Annotated in this window: 17 protein-coding genes; 8 read left to right on the top strand and 9 right to left on the bottom strand. The window is 32.0% G+C overall.

Annotated elements, in window-relative coordinates; genetic code table 11:
• Nucleotides 1-9: 9 nt before the first annotated feature.
• The 5 genes from BLW23_RS08935 to BLW23_RS08915 form a co-directional block, all read right to left on the bottom strand.
• A complete protein-coding gene (locus BLW23_RS08935; RefSeq protein WP_093668965.1) occupies nucleotides 10-375 on the bottom strand; it encodes a hypothetical protein in 366 nt (121 codons plus the stop codon).
• A gap of 175 nt (nucleotides 376-550) precedes the next feature.
• Nucleotides 551-892 carry a hypothetical protein gene (locus BLW23_RS08930; RefSeq protein ID WP_143032134.1) on the bottom strand — a complete coding sequence of 114 codons (342 nt, stop codon included), beginning with the start codon at nucleotides 890-892 and terminating at the stop codon, nucleotides 551-553.
• 79 nt (nucleotides 893-971) lie between these two features.
• Nucleotides 972-1,127, bottom strand: coding sequence for a YqaE/Pmp3 family membrane protein (locus BLW23_RS08925; protein WP_093668961.1), 156 nt, complete (start codon nucleotides 1,125-1,127; stop codon nucleotides 972-974).
• Nucleotides 1,128-1,230: 103 nt separating this feature from the next.
• Complete coding sequence (locus BLW23_RS08920) at nucleotides 1,231-3,729, bottom strand: M14 family metallopeptidase (RefSeq protein WP_093668959.1); 2,499 nt, start codon at nucleotides 3,727-3,729, stop codon at nucleotides 1,231-1,233.
• A gap of 251 nt (nucleotides 3,730-3,980) precedes the next feature.
• Entirely contained in the window at nucleotides 3,981-5,477 is a 1,497-nt protein-coding gene (locus BLW23_RS08915; RefSeq protein ID WP_093668957.1) for a sulfatase, read from the bottom strand.
• Between the two features lie 276 nt (nucleotides 5,478-5,753).
• On the opposite strand from BLW23_RS08915, the gene BLW23_RS08910 reads away from it, so the two are divergent.
• From BLW23_RS08910 to BLW23_RS08895, 4 genes are all read left to right on the top strand, one after another.
• The gene (locus BLW23_RS08910; protein WP_093668955.1) at nucleotides 5,754-6,848 is read left to right on the top strand and encodes a bestrophin family protein; all 1,095 of its coding nucleotides are present in this window, start codon (nucleotides 5,754-5,756) and stop codon (nucleotides 6,846-6,848) included.
• Nucleotides 6,849-6,909: 61 nt separating this feature from the next.
• Nucleotides 6,910-9,423, top strand: a complete 2,514-nt coding sequence (locus tag BLW23_RS08905) for a T9SS type A sorting domain-containing protein (protein ID WP_093668953.1) — start codon at nucleotides 6,910-6,912, stop codon at nucleotides 9,421-9,423.
• Nucleotides 9,424-9,441: 18 nt separating this feature from the next.
• On the top strand, nucleotides 9,442-9,876 hold the full coding sequence (locus tag BLW23_RS08900; RefSeq protein WP_143032133.1) for a hypothetical protein: 435 nt from the start codon (nucleotides 9,442-9,444) through the stop codon (nucleotides 9,874-9,876).
• 306 nt (nucleotides 9,877-10,182) lie between these two features.
• Complete coding sequence (locus BLW23_RS08895; protein WP_093668949.1) at nucleotides 10,183-11,298, top strand: WD40/YVTN/BNR-like repeat-containing protein; 1,116 nt, start codon at nucleotides 10,183-10,185, stop codon at nucleotides 11,296-11,298.
• 123 nt (nucleotides 11,299-11,421) lie between these two features.
• Here BLW23_RS08895 and BLW23_RS08890 read toward each other — a convergent pair whose 3' ends face one another.
• Entirely contained in the window at nucleotides 11,422-12,234 is an 813-nt protein-coding gene (locus BLW23_RS08890) for a DUF1338 domain-containing protein (RefSeq protein WP_093668947.1), read from the bottom strand.
• A gap of 244 nt (nucleotides 12,235-12,478) precedes the next feature.
• On the opposite strand from BLW23_RS08890, the gene BLW23_RS08885 reads away from it, so the two are divergent.
• The 3 genes from BLW23_RS08885 to BLW23_RS08875 all read left to right on the top strand — a co-directional run bounded on the left by BLW23_RS08885 (nucleotide 12,479) and on the right by BLW23_RS08875 (nucleotide 16,482).
• Complete coding sequence (locus BLW23_RS08885) at nucleotides 12,479-12,937, top strand: Lrp/AsnC ligand binding domain-containing protein (RefSeq protein ID WP_093668945.1); 459 nt, start codon at nucleotides 12,479-12,481, stop codon at nucleotides 12,935-12,937.
• A gap of 2 nt (nucleotides 12,938-12,939) precedes the next feature.
• Nucleotides 12,940-15,834 (top strand): FAD-binding and (Fe-S)-binding domain-containing protein, encoded by a 2,895-nt coding sequence (locus BLW23_RS08880; RefSeq protein ID WP_093668943.1) that lies wholly within the window; start codon nucleotides 12,940-12,942, stop codon nucleotides 15,832-15,834.
• Between the two features lie 195 nt (nucleotides 15,835-16,029).
• Nucleotides 16,030-16,482, top strand: a complete 453-nt coding sequence (locus tag BLW23_RS08875) for a hypothetical protein (protein WP_093668941.1) — start codon at nucleotides 16,030-16,032, stop codon at nucleotides 16,480-16,482.
• A 74-nt stretch (nucleotides 16,483-16,556) separates the two neighbouring features.
• Here the strand turns inward: BLW23_RS08875 and BLW23_RS08870 are convergent, their stop codons facing one another.
• The 3 genes from BLW23_RS08870 to ctlX all read right to left on the bottom strand — a co-directional run bounded on the left by BLW23_RS08870 (nucleotide 16,557) and on the right by ctlX (nucleotide 19,109).
• A complete protein-coding gene (locus tag BLW23_RS08870; RefSeq protein WP_093668939.1) occupies nucleotides 16,557-17,420 on the bottom strand; it encodes an OmpA/MotB family protein in 864 nt (287 codons plus the stop codon).
• 219 nt (nucleotides 17,421-17,639) lie between these two features.
• Complete coding sequence (locus BLW23_RS08865; protein WP_093668937.1) at nucleotides 17,640-18,170, bottom strand: alpha/beta fold hydrolase; 531 nt, start codon at nucleotides 18,168-18,170, stop codon at nucleotides 17,640-17,642.
• A gap of 6 nt (nucleotides 18,171-18,176) precedes the next feature.
• Nucleotides 18,177-19,109, bottom strand: a complete 933-nt coding sequence (ctlX, locus tag BLW23_RS08860) for a citrulline utilization hydrolase CtlX (protein WP_093668935.1) — start codon at nucleotides 19,107-19,109, stop codon at nucleotides 18,177-18,179.
• A gap of 171 nt (nucleotides 19,110-19,280) precedes the next feature.
• Here ctlX and BLW23_RS08855 point away from each other — a divergent pair, with 171 nt between their 5' ends.
• Nucleotides 19,281-19,850, top strand: a complete 570-nt coding sequence (locus BLW23_RS08855) for a Crp/Fnr family transcriptional regulator (protein ID WP_093668933.1) — start codon at nucleotides 19,281-19,283, stop codon at nucleotides 19,848-19,850.
• Nucleotides 19,851-19,909 lie beyond the last annotated feature (59 nt).

Raw genomic sequence — 19,909 nt, 5'->3', positions numbered from 1 at the left:
AAAACGCTCTTATTGAGCGTTTTTTTCTTCTTTACTATCACACTTTTCTTCAGATTCTTTCTCTATAAAACATTTAGTAGATGTTCTTTTCTTTCTGAATCTTAAATTTCCGTGTCTTAGCATTTCCTCCGCTTCTTTTGCAGTAATCCTTCTAGATCTGCTCTTCTTCTTTTTTATTGTTTTGTTTTTTCGTTTTTTAGCAGTTGTTTTCTTTAATAAAACTGAATTTAACGAATTTTCATCTTCTATACTATCTGAGTCTGCAATATATTCTACATTATCTTCCACTACCACCTCCTGAGAAAACATTGCAGGTGACATCATAAATAAAGATAAAAATAATGTTATAATTGCTGTGTTTTTTAATGTTTTCATTTTACTGTTTTTAATTACTTGTTACACTTATATGACACAGTATCAATTAAAAAGTCACAATTTCTAAAATTCGTATTAAAATAATTTCTTTTCTATTGAATATCTCTGATTCTTTTCAAGAAGATAGTTTGAGTTTAGTTCAAAAAAAAACGCTCCATAGAGCGCTTTCTTTTTCTTAACATTGCTTGTTATGACTTTTTTCAGAATCTTTGGCATAACATTTAGAACCGGATCTTCTTTTTCGATATCGAATAAAATTTCCATGCCCTAACATTTCTTCAGCTTCCGCTGCCGTCAATTTCTTTCTTCCCTTTTTAATCTTTTTGCCCCCCTTGATTGAACTTTCCTCTTTAACATCTGAATGACCCTTGCAAATAGAGCTGTGATCCGAATCAGCTTCAATTTTTAGTTCTAATTTTGAACTCGTTTCATTTTTCCGTTGAGAGATAACTTCAGAAGACATCATAAAAGCTGATGCAAATAAAGAAATCATTGCAACATTTTTTAGTGACTTCATTTTTTTATCGTTTAATAATTCCTACTACTTATATGACTCATTATCAATACAAAAGTCACCAAATAAAAAATAAACTTTATTAATTTGGGTTATTTAAAATCACCAAAGCTCCTATTACCCCAGGAACCCATCCACAAAGTGTTAAAAGAAATACGATTACAATAGAACCACATCCTCTGCCAATAACAGCTAATGGTGGAAAAAAAATGGCTAGTAAAACTCGTAGTATACTCATAGTTAATTCTCTTTTATATAAAAGACTGTTTTGCAGGTAAAATGTTACAAAAAAAGCTGGAAAGATGAGTCTTTCCAGCTTTTTATTTAAATATGTGTTTTGATTACATCAATTTTCCAAAAAATATAGCGTTCATTAAAAGCTTATTGGTTCCAAACCAGAAACCTCTAAAGTTTGTATTATCTGTAAAACCTAAAACTCTACCTGCACCCAATCTTTGAACTTTAAATGGTACTGTATTTTTTAAATTCTCAAGATTTTTCTCAGAAACATAACCACTTAATAAAGGAGACTCAGTATACTGTATTGGGTTATTATAACTTTTTTTATCTGGTTTTATAAACAACGTTGTATTCCTAAATAAAGAAATCTGACTATCTTTATACCCAAAGTTTATTGGATGAGAACGATCAATTTTTGCTTTAAAAATAGCACCTCCGATTACCTGAGCACCTGAATGCAAACTACGATCTTCAAATGAAACCTTTTTGACCTCATCAATTTTCGTAGATGTAACATCTACATTTAAAAGACTCGCATTCTTAAACCATCGTATAGCGTTTCTATAACCTATTAATACGCCGCCATTCTTTACCCATTTACTTAATTTGTTTTTTACATCCGCATTTAAACCATAACTATTCGGAACAATAATAGTTGTGTACTTGTCTATATTGGCTCTCCCTAAATAATCGGTATCAAGCTTCGTTAATTTCATATCGAATCGCTGATCCAACATATGCCAAATTTCTCCAGCATCATAACTTGTGATACCATTTCCAACCAACATGGCTACTTTAGGTTTTTTTACAGCTCTGAAATTTCTACTTCCTAAATCAATTCCAATATTTTGTCCTGTACTTACCCCAAAAATTGATAATTTACTCTCTCTAGCTACCTCATTTAAGAAAGAATATAACTCAGTTTGATTTAACTTTTGATTTTGAACTGGAATAAAAATAGTTCCATAGTCATATGAATTTCCATCGTTATTAAAGTTTTTCATAGCTACTTTAGCCCTCAATCCTTTCTCTAAGATTTTATTTAACGCTTTAGGTGTATAATACTCATTCCAAGGCATTAAGTATCCAACATGACTATTGTTAGTCACCCGTCCGATATTTTTATGAAGGTCTTTAATTTCCTCCCCTACTTTACTCAAAGAAACATTACGTACCAAATCTACTCCGAATGCTGCATCAAATGTCCAAGCAGAAACATCGTAAAACAAGCTATCTTTAAATTTTTTTCTTGTATCAAACATCGCTTGTACTAAACGATTATTTTTTTGATTTAAAGGAATAGCATAGCTATAATTCTTTTTAAACTTTTTTCCGTTCGCCTCGAAATCGTTTTTAATTGAGTGTAATTTCACTCTATGTTTTTTTAGCACCTTTGCCAACTCATATGACTTCCCTGCGTCTTTTTCATCTCCAAAAACAATGGCCTTATTTTCATATAAGCTTCTCGACTTTTTATAAAAACTTTGTTGATAGTTTAAAATTTTCGCTCTCATTTTATGAGCAGCTTCTAAAGTAGATAATGATGCCGTAAATTGATTTCTGATCGTAAAAGGAAAAGTTAACAATCCATTTTCACTTTCCTGAGCATGCCCTCTTGAGCTTCCTTGCTCAAATAAGATACCAATACTACCATTAACATCTGGAAACGTTGACCCCTTTCCATAATAAAAATCATCAAAATCTTCTTCAGAATAATACAAAGAGCCTATTTTATCTAATGCTTTTGCATGGTACTTTCCTATCTCTTTAGTTAATTCCTGATTTAATTCAGGAGTTAATGGATTTGTTCTTTCTGGAATTCCTGGCTGGAAGAAAAATGTAGAATTTGTTCCCATTTCGTGATGATCGGTTAAAATATTTGGCAACCAATCATGAAAAGTTTTAACCCTAGCCGTACTTTCCGGCAATTGCACAGGTAGCCAATCACGGTTCATATCAAACCAATAATGGTTCGTTCTTCCTCCTGGCCATATTTCATGATACTCTCTATCATTAGGATCGGGGTTTATATTACTTGCCTTATTCGTATTTGCCCAATATGCAAAACGTTGCAAACCATCAGGGTTCATTGCTGGATCTAATAAAACAACTGTATTCTTTAGTAAACTTTCAATTTCCTTACCCTCAGCTGCTGCAAGATAATATGCCAATGCTAATGCCGCATTTGCACCGCTTGCCTCGTTTCCATGAATAGAAAATCCTTGGTATACAACTATTGGTTCATTTGAAACGTCTAAACTTTCGTTATCTGTAAGTTCAATATGTTTTTTTCTTATTTCATCAATTCTAGTATGATTATTTGCAGAGGTTATGGTTAGCAACAGTAAAGGCCTTCCTTCAAAAGTTTCTCCTCGATTCTCTATAGAGATTCTGTCCGATGACTTAGCCAGCTCTTTCATATAATTCACAAGTTTATCATGTGTTATATGCCATTCTCCTATTTCATGATCTATCACAGAAGCCGGAACTGGAATGTTTTTATTGTACGTTACATTTTTGGGGAGATAATAATTTAAACTTACTTGCCCTTGGGTGTTGGCACCTATAGCAAGTACTAATAGTAAGAGTATTTTTTTCACTTTATTTAGTTTGTTTATGGTTCTATTGAAAGACTCTTAAATTTAATCATGAAATAAATTAAATATTAATAAGCATTTCAATGTGTTGTTAAAGATACTCAATACAGCTCTTTTAATTTTTTTGCCAGTTTTTTTTAACGTTATTTTAAGAACTAATTTAGAGTACAACACTAACCATTACAGACTACTTTCCAATAACTTACACTTTCTTCTACTAAAAAAAACAGCGTTTATCTACCCATCTTAAGAAATTAAGGAATGACAACCTCTAGAACTTTGTTATTCCTTATCGGATACAATGCATTTTTACTTTGTAATTCAAATTGCAGCGCTTTCATCATTTTCTTCAAGCGTATCGGCTTATTTGACGCCAAATTCGTTGATTCAAATGGGTCGGTTTTTAAGTTATATAGTTCATATTTTGGTGTATTCTCTACTTGATAATGGTAAACTACTTTCCAGTTCATCTCAACCAAACTTGTAAAGTAACTACTTCTATGTTTATGAGGATAATGATTTAAAAAGCTCTCTTTTCTTTTACGATTTTTCTTCCCTAAAAATTGTTTTTTCAAATTAAAACCATCCATTATATAATTTTCAGGAATGGTGGTACTAGTAATATCACAAAGCGTTGGCAAAAAATCCATGATTGACCCCATTTGCTCTTGAATATAACCAGATTTAATTGGTAGTTTTCTTTGTAGTAGATTCTTTTCAGTAGGTGTAATCCATGAAGCTATAAAAGGAACACGCATACCTCCTTCCCAATGAGTTCCTTTCTTTCCTTTTAAAGGAAATGAACTACTGTAATTGTTTTCAATTTTGAGAGGAGCATCTGATCCGTTATCTCCAACAAAAAGCAGTATCGTATTTTCTCCTAAATCTAAGTTTCTAACATGACGAACAATATCGCCTAAAGACTTATCTATTCCTTCAATTAAAGTAGCAAATGCTTTTGCTTTTTCTGAAATGTTCTTGTTTTCATAATTCTCTTTAAATCGAATGTCTGATTGAAATGGAGAGTGAACCGCATAATGCGACATATACAGAAAAAAAGGCTTTCCTTCTTCTTTAGATTGAGTAATTACTTCTTTTGCCTCTAAAGTAAGTGCTTCTGTTAAAAAAACTTCTTTACCATGGTATATCTCTAATCCTTTTACCGCCCTCTTTTTTTTTCCTTTTGAATTACCAAAGTTATCTGTTCCCAAATAACTTCCTGGTTGACCAATAGAACTACCGGCAATATTAACCTCAAAACCTAAATTCATTGGATTACTTCCTTCACTACCAATGGGACCAAAATGCGCTTTTCCAATATGAATTGTTTTATACCCCGCTTCTTTTAAAATTTTTGGTAAGGTTATTTTATCTTTGGTAAGCCCTTCCCAATTCCAATTAGTTGGTCCGAAATCGCCCTTATTATTAAATTCAGGTCTAATCCAATTTGTTACACCATGACGCGCAGAATTTTGGCCTGTTAGTATTGTGCTTCGAGAGGGAGAGCAAACGGAATGGGCATAAAAGTTTGAAAAACGCACCCCTTGTTTTGCTAATTTCTCCATATTAGGTGTTGAATACAGTTTATTTAAATAAAACTCTTTAGGGCAATTCTTTTCGTCTGTTAAGAAAGAAACGGAAGTATCCATAAGTCCCATATCATCAACAAGAAAAATAATGATATTTGGTATTTTATTGTTTTTCTTCTCTTTAATGGGAGAAATAAATGAACAAGAAAACAATACTATCATGATACCACAGATTAAAATTTTGATTTTGTTTATTCGATTCATCTTATGCTAAGTTTTTTTAGAACATATAAGATAAAATATAAAAAACAATAACATCCGCTGTTACGTATTTAGCATAACATTATGTTACATGAATAAAAAAGATCTAAAGTCAATCATCATAATTACCGAAAAAGTAGTCAAAACAAAAACAATATTTTAAGCACTTAAAAATTTCAAAAAGAACATTTAAATCAGTTTTATTACTTTTATAATCAGATACTTAAATATTATTTCATGTATATTAGAAAAACCTACCCTTTAAAAGGGTTGTTGCACTGGACGAGACGCTACATTTATTTATTCTTATTATTTAGTCTTATTCCTGTTTTTCTATTTGACATTATGGGCTGGAAATGGCTACATGTACCTTGGCTTCCTTTAGGAGTTTTGGGTACGGCTGTATCATTTATTGTTAGTTTTAAAAACAACGCATCTTATGATCGACTTTGGGAAGCTCGTAAAATATGGGGAGGTATTGTTAATACTTCAAGGTCTTTTACAGTAATGGTTAAAGATTTTATAGTCGATAATGGAAAGACTTCAGAAAAAAACCTAAATTCAATTCACAAAGAACTTGTCCATAGACATATTGCATGGATGACTGCTCTGCGCTATCAATTAAGAAAGGACAAGCCTTGGGAAAATCATTTGAAAAAAGACAAATCTAACGAAGAATTCAGATCTCAAAACATGTATGTTATAGAAGATAATATTCCTATTAAAGATGTTATTTCAAATTATATTTCTCCTTCAGAAGTTGAAGAAATTTTTGCCAAAGGAAATCAAGCCTCACAGTTATTGGGTATCCAATCAAAAAGACTCAAAGAAATTCACAAACAAGGTCTTATTGACAACTTTCGCCATATGGAAATTGAAAAGTCAATTGTGGAGTTATATACTCTTCAAGGTAAATCTGAAAGGATTAAAAACTTTCCTTATCCCAGACAATTTGCAACACTCAATTTCATATTTCTATGGGTGTTTATCATTCTATTACCATTTGGAATTATGGAAGAATTCGAAAACATTGGCGATAAAATACTAGAAGCTTTAGCTAATCATAAGTCCCATACAGCAATTATGCATCAATTACAGGAGTTTATTGCCGAACATTTTGTTTGGTTATCCATTCCTTTTAGCACACTAATATCATGGGTGTTTTTTACTATGGAAGCTATTGGAGAAAACTCTGAAAACCCTTTCGAAGGTGGTCCAAATGATGTTCCTATTACTGATTTATCGAGAGGAATTGAAATAGATATTAGACAACTAATCGATGATGATGATATCCCCGAGCCATACCAATGGAAAAACGATGTCATTTTATAAAATAGTTAGGGTAACTCATAACACACCTGTCTTAAAATAATATAAAACATATAGAACTAAAATGAAAAAAGAAGCTTTACCCCTTTTAAACTTTCTCTTACTTTTTCCTGTTGTGCTTTTAGCACAAAATTATGAATGGAGGAATATTTCTATTGAAAAAAGTAATTATTTCGATATTGTTTCGAAAAATAGAGAAAATCAGCAAGAACTAAGATCTCAAAACACACTTGAAAATAAAAAACAAATAAAACAATTTGAACGTTGGGCCGATTTTTGGGGAGATAGAATTTCTCCAAATGGAAATTTCATTTCTCCTATGCATACCTATAATGAGTGGGCTAAAGATAATAATAGATATTCTGAGCGTCGTGCATCGAGAAACACCAATAACAGTTCATGGTCTCTATTAGGTCCAACCGTACCACCACAGTCATCTATTGAGTTTTATCCAGGTATGGGAAGAGTCAATACATTAGCTTTCCAAGAAAACAACACGAATATAATGTATGTCGGAACTCCTGCAGGTGGTATTTGGAAAACTACCGACGGAGGATCAACATGGGCATCTCAATCGGACAATTTACCGAATATAGGAGTTTCTCATATTGTAATTTCACCTACCGACAATAATGTTTTATTTGCCGCAACAGGCGACTGGGATGGTGGAAACAATCTTTCTATTGGTGTTATAAAATCAATAAATGCTGGAGAAAGCTGGAGTTTAACAGGCTTAACCTTTAATCTAACTGATTTTAATTCTATTAGTAAATTATTAATTGATCCTAACAATACGAATACAATTTTTGCTGCTACCAGAAATAACATCAAAAGATCTACTAATGGAGGAACTAGTTGGACTGATGTTCACACGGATAGTAATGTTTACTTCAACGATCTTGAATATAAAACCAATAGTGACTCAGTTATTTATGCCACGTCAAAAACTGGAAAGTTCTATATTTCTACGAATAATGGAACTTCTTGGCAAGAGGCTTCTAAACCGACTTCCGACCGACTTGATATTGCGCAAACGCCAAATGATCCTGATTTACTTCTTAGTATTGACGGAGGAGGAGTGGTAAGGAAATCTATAAATCAAGGAACTTCTTGGACGACACTTACTTTTCTTTCGGGATATTCTTCGCAAGGAGGATTTGATATAGCTTTGGCTATCTCACCTATCAATAAGGACTTAATGGTAGCTGGAGGAGTTCACGGATGGAGATCAACAAATGGTGGATCAACATGGCACAGATACCTAGATGGTTACTGGACTACAGGAAATCCTTATTTCTACGTTCATTCAGATCATCATGACATGATGTTTTTACCGAATTCAAATCAAGTTTTCTCGGTAAACGACGGCGGTGTTTTTAAAGGCGACGCTTCAACAGATGTTGCTTGGACAGATCTATCATCGGGATTAGCAATCACTCAATACTACAATGTTTCAGGAACGCCTCAAAATGCAGGGAAGTTAATTCTAGGAGCTCAAGACAATGATATTGCCATTTATGATGGTAATAATGGATTTAAAGGTGAAAATCCAGGAAGTGATGGAGTTGAAGGTCTATGGAGTTATTCTGACTCAAACATAGCATGGTCTGCCAGCCAAGCAGGAAGCCTGAGAAGAACCCTCGACGGTTTCCAAACCGCAGCTCAATCTATCAGTACTCCCAGTGGAGCACCATTCGTATGGGAATTAGAAATACACCCAACTGACCCGAACACCATTTATGGAGGTTTTGGAGACATCTATAAATCAACAGATAGAGGTGATAACTGGACAAATTTGAATTCGGGGATTGGATCTGTTGAGTTTATTTCCATTGCTCCTTCTAACCCTAATGTTATTTATGGTGCTGGAAAAAATAGAACTGTTAAAAAAACAACAAATGGAGGAACTTTATGGACGGTTATTGACCTACCTATTTTTGGTTCTGTAAAAAGTATAGAAGTGCATCCTACAAATCCCTCTGAAGTTTATATTGCTTATTCAGGGTATTTAGACGGAAGAGTATATAAATCTACAAACGGAGGTGATACTTGGACAAATATATCTGGTTCATTAGCGAATGTTCCTGCTCACAAAATTATTTATAAAACAGGCTCCACAGATGGAGAACTGTTTCTTGCTACTGACATTGGAGTTTATTACTGGAAGAACTCAACAAACGACTGGGTAAGATTAGGAAACGGTCTTCCTTATGTTATTGCGCATGATATAGAAATTCATTATGCTACCAACAAACTAAGAGCTGCTACTTATGGTAGAGGTGTTTGGGAAACTTCCATAGATGAAGCGTCTTTAGACACAAAAGATGAAGTACTCTCTAATGACACAGTTACAATGTTTCCTAATCCAACTAACAATAAATTATTCACCCTTAAAATGAATAACCTTAATGGTAAAAATAATATTCTTATTTACAATGTTATCGGAACTGTTGTTAAGGACATTACTACTAAGAATAGCGAAGAGCTTATTGATTTATCTAATTATTCAAGTGGTATTTATCTTGTAAAGGTGAACAATGAACAAGGAGAAATCACCAAAAAATTAATTGTAAAATAATTTAACATAGACATTCTGATGAGAAAAACATTCTTTATTCTCTCTCTTTCTTTTATACTTATGAGCTGTAAAAGTAACTTAATTCTTATTTCTAGTATAAAAGAAACGGTTCTTCCAGGGCGTCCTAATATACCGTCTTATAGTAACTATAAAGTTAACTTTAAAACGATGAATACTTCTTCTATTAAAATTGACAGAGTTGAAGTAAAAAGTAAAGGTACATGCTATACCTGTAGTTATCTGCTAAAGGAACAAAAAGGAACTTCATATTTAAACAAAATATCGAAACAAGGTAATTATATTCTTGAAATCCCTCTAAAGGACAAGTATATTATTTCAACCTCCAACTGTGATAATAAAGAAGAAGAACTTCTAATATATTATGAAGAAAATGGCAAACCAAATAGCTTAAAAATTTCGGTATTTTCAGAAGAGACCAAAACGATGAGATAACAAAAAAGAGAAGTTTAAAAACTTCTCTTTTTTTATTTAGCCCCTCAATCAAAATGAGACAATTTATTTTCCTACTCAATTAATCACTTTACGTTAAAATATAACCTTAAATTCCTGAGGTATTAATCATTCATATTATTTAACACTCCTCTCTCAAAATTAACATATGATTGGGAAGATTTATCATGCATCAAATCCTATTTTTGGCAAAAAAAAAAATCATATTTCTCAAAGCTTTTCTCAAAAATTCCCTCCCTTAAAAAGTGTAAAAAGAAAAACAAGTAAAAACAACCACATTATTTTTTTATGAAAACACTAAAATCTTTAGCCTTTACCCTTTTAATCATTTTCATTTCAAGTTGTTCCAATAACGATGACAACAATAACATGGAGGACCCAACAAATGAAACACCTGATAACAACGGGAATAATTTTACTATTGAAAAAATAGCAGTTCCTTCAGAACTTACATTACAATCCGTTGATTTCTTTGAAAACCAAAAAGGTTTCATTGCTTCAGGTAAGGCCTATCCCGCTCCTGAAAGTGAAATACTACGTTCTCTTGATGGAGGAAAAACGTGGACAAAAGTTTACGCAAATAATACTTTTTACATTAACAAAATCCATATAAAAAGTGAAAACAAAATTTATGCTGTAACAAACAATGGTACCATTGTTATATCCAATAATGGAGGGAATACATGGACACTAAATGAAACTTTTAAAAATAGAGGTTATTATATGACCGATATTTATTTTACCGATGAAAACAATGCATATATTGTTGGACAGAGAGGTAGTAATACTAAGGGCTTCATTTTAAAAACAGAAAACAACGGTAATAGTTGGTCTGACTTAGAAGCCAGCAACAACAATCCAAATTTGGATTATACAGAGATGTTAACAAATAATATTTTAAGAACCATAACTTACTATCCTCCTACAGATGCTTTAATCTTTGGTGGAGGAATTTGGTCAGAAGGAAAAATATCAATTAAAAACAATAACTTTTGGGATGTTACAAATAGCGTTATTCCTACCAAAATAATGGATCTATCAATTAAAGATGGACTTCTTGTCGCTGGAGGAAATAATGGGCAAACCAACAGTACTTCCGAAAGAGGTGGCTTATGTAGCTATGATACAAATTCTGGAGTATGGAGTTCTATTGATTATAATGCTACTAATAAAATTGTTTCAGTTGAAATGAAAGAAAACACTATTGTAATCGCAGGGAGAAATAAATCGAATAATCTTTCAGATGGCGAGTTTTTGTCCTATTCAAAGGATGAAGGTCAAAATTGGAATAGAATCCCACATGAATATGTAACAGCGGAGTGGAACGATGTTTTTGCGATCTCTCAAACAGAATTTTTAGTTATTGGATATAATGGACTGTTGATAAAGTTAACCATCAATTAAAACAATTTTCTTATATCTATATTGATATTGAAATGGCATATTTTTTTAACGAAAATTGATTTAAATAATCAAAAAGAGGTTGTGATATCACAACCTCTTTTTTACCCAATTATTAAAAAAAACTTATGCTTCCTGAAGTTTCATATCGGTACTTTCAAAAATTTTATCCGCTGATTTCGCAATAAAACCTGAATATAACTCTCCATTTTCCATTGGATGACGGAAAGCAAATTCATAGTAACATGAAGTTATTTCTTTTGTTAATTCTTGAAATTGAACTGGAATTTTATCAGCCAAAACACTCGATTGCTCAAGAAATTGCTCAGGTGTACCTTTAACTTCTCCACCCGAAGCATTCATTTTAAATCCGTTTTCTTTCAAGAACTCATTTACTTCTTGCAATGATTCAAAATTATTTAATCTGTTTACATCGACTGTAAAATGATTTGAGCAAAAACCATTTACATATAACCAAGCAGCATACTCGCTTTCCGTTTGTAGCTTTTCATAAAGATCAATACTAGGTTGCTCCCAAAGTCGCCCCTTAAAAACCAAATCTATAGGGGTTAATTCTTCAGTCGGTATACTATCAATTAATCGCTTAACTTCATTTTGTAATCCCTCCGAAAATTCATTGGTTTTTAACTGACTAATAAAAACTCTCGGTGCATCTTTCTCTGTTTTATGTTCATAATGCTTCGCATACAATTTTTTGGCTTCAAAAGTATAGTCTCCCATTTCTTGGTAACCAGCCTCTATAAAAGGCGCTGCTAGCACTTCTATATTTACTCTTTCGTCATCAAAAGTTCTAAAGGCCACATGGTCGTTATACACTGAATTTCCTTTATCTGTAAACAAATCTTTAATTTTTTGAGCAGAAGGTGTTCTATCCGTATACTCATTCCATAATTTATCGAAAATTGTTGCTACATCCATAACTAAATATTTTACTTACTATATGAGGTTAAATACTCAATAATATTTATCGTTTCGTTATAATTCTATTCGAATACCTTATCTATTCATATTTAGTATCCTGACAACAAAACTAAGTCATTTTACTTTTTTAAAACTTATTTTATAGCTAATTTCACACTCGTAAACATCATTTTATATTAATTTGATTTTAAAATTAAGATATCGTATATAAAAAGATTTTTTAACCTTATTCAAATCATCCATGGAAAATCAATTTGATTATATAGATCAGCAAATACTTATTAAGCTTCGTTCAGATGCGAGAAAAGCCTTCTCGCAAATCGCCGAAGAACTTAATGTCTCTAATTCACTGATTCATCAACGAATAAAAAAACTAACGAACGATAAAGTCATAAAAAATGCAGAATTTATCCTTGATGAAAAAAAACTTGGTTACAAAACAAAATCGTACACAGGAATTCGATTGCGAGAGGCAAGATTCGCTAAAAGTGCTATGAAAGAATTAGAAAAAATAGAAGAAATCGTAGAATGCAATTTTGTTTCAGGTAATTATGCTATTTTTATTCTCATTTTTGCAAAGGATAATGAACATTTACAAAAAATATTATATGACAAGGTTCATTTAATAAACGGAGTAGCGGGCACCGATACATTTATTTCATTTGACACTTGCTTTAAACGTAATTTACCTATAAAGTAACAATGGGCAACAAATTAAACTATTTACATCAGTCATTAGAAGGGGAGGTTCTTTTTGATAATCTACATAAAAACATATATGCTACAGATGCTTCTGTATACCGGAAAATTCCTTTAGCTGTTGCCTATCCTAAGAATAAGCAAGACATTAAAAAATTAATCTCTTTTGCTAATGAGAATTCAATTACCTTAATTCCTCGAACCGCAGGAACATCTCTTGCTGGACAATGTGTTGGTGACGGTATTGTGGTTGATGTATCAAAATACTTTACCAATATGTTAGCCTTTGATGAGACAGCTAAAACAATTACTGTTGAACCAGGTATTATTAGAGATGATTTAAATCGATTTTTAAAACCTTACGGATTGTTTTTTGGTCCCAACACCTCAACATCCAATCGTTGTATGATTGGCGGAATGGTTGGAAATAACTCTTCAGGAAGCACTTCTATTCAATATGGTGTAACCCGTGACAAAGTAGTTGCGATTGGAGGACTATTGAGCGATAGTAGTGAAGCTTCTTTTTATGAAATAAGTTCGCAAGAGTTTAAACAAAAAAGGCTTGAACAAACTCTAGAAGGTAATATCTATAAGACTATTTACAATGAATTATCTCAGTCAGAAATTCAACAAGAAATACTAAAAGAGTTTCCTAAAAAAAGTATTCATAGAAGAAATACGGGATATGCTGTAGACGAATTCCTTCATTCTGATTTATTTGGAGGAACAGATACAACTATAAATCCTGCTAAATTTCTATCTGGAAGTGAAGGGACTTTGTTCTTCTCTACAGCTATTACAATTCAACTTGATGACCTACCTCCTAGTCATAGTATTATGGTTTGTCCTCATTTTACGAGCGTAAATGATAGCTTGAAAGCAACCGTAACTGCCATGAATCACAATTTATATACTTGTGAACTTATGGATAAAGTAATTCTCGATTGCACAAAAAACAATCGTGAACAAGCAAAAAATAGGTTTTTTCTGCAAGGTGATCCAGAAGCCGTTTTAATGCTCGAAGTTAGTGCCTATTCTATTGAAGATGCTGAAGTTTTAGCAGACAAATTAATCGAAGATTTAAAATCTAATGGGTTTGGATATCATCATCCGAAAGTATATGGTGATGATATACATAAAGTTCATTATTTACGTAAGGCAGGTTTAGGCTTACTTGGAAATATGGTCGGAGATAAAAAAGCAGTTGCTTGTATTGAAGACACTGCTGTCGCTTTAGAAGACTTACCCGAATATATCGAAGAGTTTACACAAATTATGACGAAATATGAGCAAGAAGCTGTTTATTATGCTCATGCCGGTGCTGGTGAACTGCACTTACGTCCTATTTTAAATTTAAAAAAACAGGCAGATGTAGTGTTGTTTCGAAAAATAACTACCGAAACCGCTGAATTAGTCAAAAAGTATAAAGGTTCATTTAGTGGAGAGCATGGTGATGGAATTGTTCGTGCCGAATTTATTCCTTTAATGATCGGTCAAAAGAACTATGAGTTATTACGAAGAATTAAAAAAGCCTTCGACCCAAATAATGTTTTCAATAAAGGTAAAATAACAGATGCTTATGCAATGGATGAGAACCTACGTTATGAAATTGATCGTACGGAACTAGAAATTGCAACTATTCAAGATTTTTCAGATAGTGAAGGTATTTTAAAACTAGCCGAAAAATGTAATGGCTCTGGAGATTGTAGAAAGTCTCCTGAAGCAGGCGGAACTTTATGTCCTAGCTATCGTGCCACCAGAAATGAGAAAGAAACCACCAGAGCAAGAGCTAATACCTTAAGAGAGGTACTAACAAATAATGATGCAAAAAATAAATTCGATTCTAAAGAGTTAAAACAAGTTTTGGATTTATGTTTAAGTTGTAAAGCTTGTGCTAGTGAGTGTCCTAGTAATGTTGACATTGCTTCAATGAAAGCTGAGTTTCTATATCAATACCAAGAAACTAATGGATATTCTTTTAGAAGTAAGTTGTTTGCCAACAATGCAAAGTACAACAAACTAGGAAGTAAACTCCCATTGCTAACGAACTTCTTTACAAATACTTTGTTAGCTAAAAAGGTTATGGGAGTAGCTCCTGAAAGAACCGTTCCTAAGCTGGCGAAACAATCTTTAAAAGCTTGGTTTAAAAACTATGAAGAAACTACATCCGAAAAAGTCGTTTATCTTTTTAACGATGAGTTTACCAATTATTATGACACTGAAATTGGGAAAGACGCTGTTTTCGTATTAGAGAAATTGGGATATCAAATTAAGATCAGTAATCATGAAGAAAGTGGTCGTAGTTATATTTCAAAAGGTTTCTTAAAGGAAGCCAAAGTTATTGCTAATAAAAATGTATCCATCTTTAAAGATTTAATTACTGAAAACGCTCCGTTGATAGGAATTGAGCCTTCAGCTATTTTAACCTTTAGAGATGAATATATCCGATTAGCTGACGATAAAGAATCAGCGCAAAGAATTGCCAATAATACTTTTACAATTGAAGAGTTTTTAGCGAACGAGTATGAAAAAAATCACATTGAAGTTTCGTTATTCACAAACGAAACCAAAGATCTAAAAATTCATGGTCATTGCCATCAAAAAGCTTTATCAAGTACTTATTCATCTTTTAAAGTATTAAACATTCCAAAAAACTTTAAGGTTACCATTATGAATACTGGTTGCTGCGGCATGGCTGGGTCATTTGGATATGAAAAGGAGCATTACCAAGTAAGTATGCAAGTTGGGGAAGATACTCTTTTCCCTAAAGTTCGAAATTGTGATAAGGATACTGAAATTGTAGCCGCAGGAACAAGTTGTAGGCATCAAATTTATGATGGAACTTATCGTATTGCTAAACATCCAATAAGTATTTTAAAAGAAGCTTTATTGTGTTAAAGATAATTATCATTACGTGTGATTCTGAATTTATAACATAAAGTATCTTCGTCTAATTAAGAAATTTTAAATTATAACAAGATCGTAACTAATTAGTAAACCATCGCCACCAAACACACAAGAAACTAACAAACAACAAGTTATACAGCAATTATTTCGTATTTTTAACTATTGTGTAATATAAATTTACCTAATATGTCTAAAAACAAAATAATCATTAACAATGCTTTGTTAATTTTTGCTGGCATCATCGGGTTCTTCTTTATTATGAAGTTTTCAGGGTTAGATAATGTTTCTGAATTACGTTTTTTAAATTTTGTTTTTGTGTTCTGGGGAATAAACAGAGCTATAAAAACAAACATTAAAACAAATCAAGAAACCTTATACTTTGAAAATCTATTAATTGGAGCAGGAACTTCAATTCTGGCAGTTGGATTGACAATTGTAGGACTTATTATTTACGTTTCCTTTATAGATGGAGCGTTTTTAAGTGTTCTAGAAAACTCCTCTTTTTGGGGTAAAAACCTGAGTTTACCTCTTGTTGTTTTTGCATTGGCTATAGAAGGAATAGCTTCTTCTGTTACTTGTGCTTTTATTTTAATGCAATATTACAAGAACTACAAAGTTTCAAATACTGCATTGGTATAGAGTTTTTCAAATTAAAGAAATGAAAAAAGCGGTTTTTACTAGTAAAAACCGCTTTTTTTATCAACTTATATTGTTTAAGGCTGTAAAACTTCTTCTTTCGCCATTAAACCAAAAAACTTATCTAAGTTTGGTAAAATCATAATTTTAGTACGTCTATTTCTTGCTCTGTTCTTGCTTGTAGTATTATTAACTAAAGGCACAGAAGAACCTCTTCCTGCTGCAATTAATCTATCAGATTCAATTCCATATTTCTTTTCTAACACTCTTACTATAGAGGTAGCTCTTTTCACGCTTAAATCCCAGTTATCTTCTATTACTTCATTTCTAATAGATCTTGAGTCTGTATGCCCCTCAATCATCACTTCCATACTTGGTTCTGATTTAATAATATCCGCTAATTTTTTCAATATTCTATGAGCCCTTCTATTTACTCTATAACTAGCTGTATTAAATAACATTTTATCCGAAACAGAAATCATTACTACTGTATTATCTATATTAATATCGATATCATCAGAGTTCTCTAGATCAGAAGTATCTATAGATTTCTTTAAACTATACGAAACCGCCAAATTCATCGAATCTTGTAACGTTTTTGCCTTGGCTAATTTAGTTTGATCAACGTTTTTTAAAGTTTCTCTCATTTTTCTTTTCATCGAATTTGAGATCACTGTATTACCAACAACATCTAATTTCACATCATTTTCCTTTTGTAAACCAGAATTTATATCTCGTAAAGAGTTTAATTTATTGTTATAATTATCAACTCGCTTCTCTATTTTAGCAAATCTCTGCTCTAGCTGTTCTTTTTCTAACTTAGTTTTTTGCAAAGTTCCTCGAGTATTTTTATACTTTTCTTCTAAGGCAACATACTTTTTTTTCGGCACACAAGAAGTCATTAGTATTGTCGCCGTTATAAATAACGCTAGTTTTCTCATCTATTTATTTTTAGTGTATTAATCTTCAGATATAACCTCTTTTTCTAATAATTATTTCACTTTAATTCCCCAATTAAAAAATTATTATATAAAGTAAGTTTTAGAGTTAAACAATTAAAATCCAATTCCCCCTACTCAATTGAAAACTATCGCAATTAAAACCTGATTTTTATAAAACCTCTTTAAACGTAAAAAATAAGATGAACTCCTGGTTTTAACTTACTGAAGTAATTGAAAGGAGATGAACTTTGAAAAACTCTCTTTTTTGTAAATAGTATGTCCTCCTTCTAAAGTGATTTTGTTTATGGCTAGCTCTTCAAACCATTTCTCATCGGGTGCATAAGTATCTTTATTTCCAAAATAAAGATCTATTTCGCAACTTGGTTTAACTTTTTCATATCTCAGTCTAGTTGAAGAAATACAAATTAATTTAGCTACCAATCCTGTTTCAATAGCATACTTCCAGCCTATGGTTCCTCCAATACTAAAGCCTAAAAGAATTGAGTCTTTCGTTAATTCTTCTAACTTCAACCTTTCAATGGCTCTTTCAATTCCTCCACTCAAAAACTCCTTATGAATTGATTCCTCTTCTTCTTTTGAAGTATCAATACTTGCCAATTCTCGAACATCGTAAAAAACAATTTCAAATTTGTTTCGAAGCTCCGACACATATCCATAGATCCAATCAATTTCTTTATTCCCCCAAAGATCAGAAAGGATAATGAGTTTTCTCTTTTCGTTATTTTTCATAAAAAATTATTCTTTAGGTAAAAATACTTCAGCCATCATACAACGAGCACTTCCTCCTCCACATGTTTCTATAGTTTCTAACGGACTATGTATAATTTTGCTGTACTTATTTATAGTATTCCTTTGATTATCATTCAAAGAATTGAATGCTGAAGAACTCATTACCAGATATGGCTTCTCTTCACCTCCTATAAGTTGTAACATATTACCAGCAAATTGAGTTACCTGTTTTTCGGATATGGTAATTACTTCTTTACCATCCGATTTTAAATGTTTTAACAAGTTTTTCTTTTCTTTTTTATCATCAATAGCATCCATACAAACAATCGCAAACTTTTCTGCAACACACATCATAACATTCGTATGGTAAATAGGTTCTCTCTTTCCATTTACTGTTTGATTAGCGATAAAAACTACAGGTGTATATTCGAAATCTTCACAAAATTCGATAAACAATTCTTCATCAGCACGAGGTGATATTGCACAATAGGCCTTTCTATTTTGTCTATCCAAAATCATACTTCCCGTTCCTTCTAAAAAATAACCTTCATCCTCTGCTTCTGAATAATCAATTACGTTTTCAATTATGAAACCTTTTTCTTCCAATGTTTCTAATACATCTTCCCTTCTCTCCTGCCTCCTATTTTCGGCAAACATTGGATAGATGGCAACATCGCCATTTTCATGAAAAGAAATCCAGTTATTAGGAAACAAAGCGTCGGGTGTGCTTGGTACTTCTGTATCATTAATTACAATAACCTCAACCCCAACTGCTCTTAACTTATCCACAAAATTGTCAAATTCTTGCTGAGCTTTTTTATTAATAGTTGCGGGTAGCAGTGCAGTATTTTGCTGATAGTAATTATTAACTGCTGTTTGTTCATTCATTCTAAAACTCGTTGGACGAACCATCACTAAAGTATTTGTAATCTGTTTCATTTGATCATCTATATCGTTATAACCATTGCTTTGTGCATTGCGAAATTATAAAAAGATATCATACTTTCACTTCTATTGAAAGATTATAGCTGGTTTTATTGAAACTAAATCTAATGAAAAACTAGTTTAGCCAAATAATCTAGTACTTTTGTTTCTATTGAAGCTATAAAAATGGATACTTTCAATTCTGTAATTAAAGAATATTTTGGAGCGTTAACCTTAGATGAACTAAATTTACTTCGTTCTTTTTTCGAAGAAGAAAAATTCTCAAAAAATGATTTCTTCTCAAAATCTAATGGCTACTGTAATCGTTTAAGTCTTGTTAAAAGTGGCCTCTTAAGAATTTATACTCTTGCCGACGGCAAAGAAATTACACAATGGATTTCTTCGTCAAATTACTTTGTCACAGATATTAGTGGGTTCTTTTTTAATGAACCTAATCGATGGACCATTCAGGCTTTAACAGATGTCGAACTCCTAACTCTTAATAAACAAAACTATAGTAAACTCTGCAATGAATTCCCTAAATGGAATAAAGTTGAAAGGAATTTTATGGCGAAATGCTTCGGAGTACTTGAAAATAGAGTTTTTTCTCATTTGTCTATGACAGCTGAACAGCGTTACGATCAATATTTTGAACAAAACAAAGACTTGTTCAATCAGGTACCTTTGCAATATTTAGCTTCTATTTTAGGTATGACCCCTGAAACTTTCAGTAGAATTAGAAAACGTAAATTTTAAGTTCTTGATTTATATCAAGAGAACCTAACGATTCTTTAAACATTTTTGTTGTGTTAATA

It is taken from the genome of Tenacibaculum sp. MAR_2009_124 (genome assembly GCF_900105455.1).
Classification (GTDB): domain Bacteria; phylum Bacteroidota; class Bacteroidia; order Flavobacteriales; family Flavobacteriaceae; genus Polaribacter.
The sequence above is the reverse complement of the archived record's forward strand: the minus strand, read 5'-3'. Positions and strand labels throughout refer to the sequence as shown.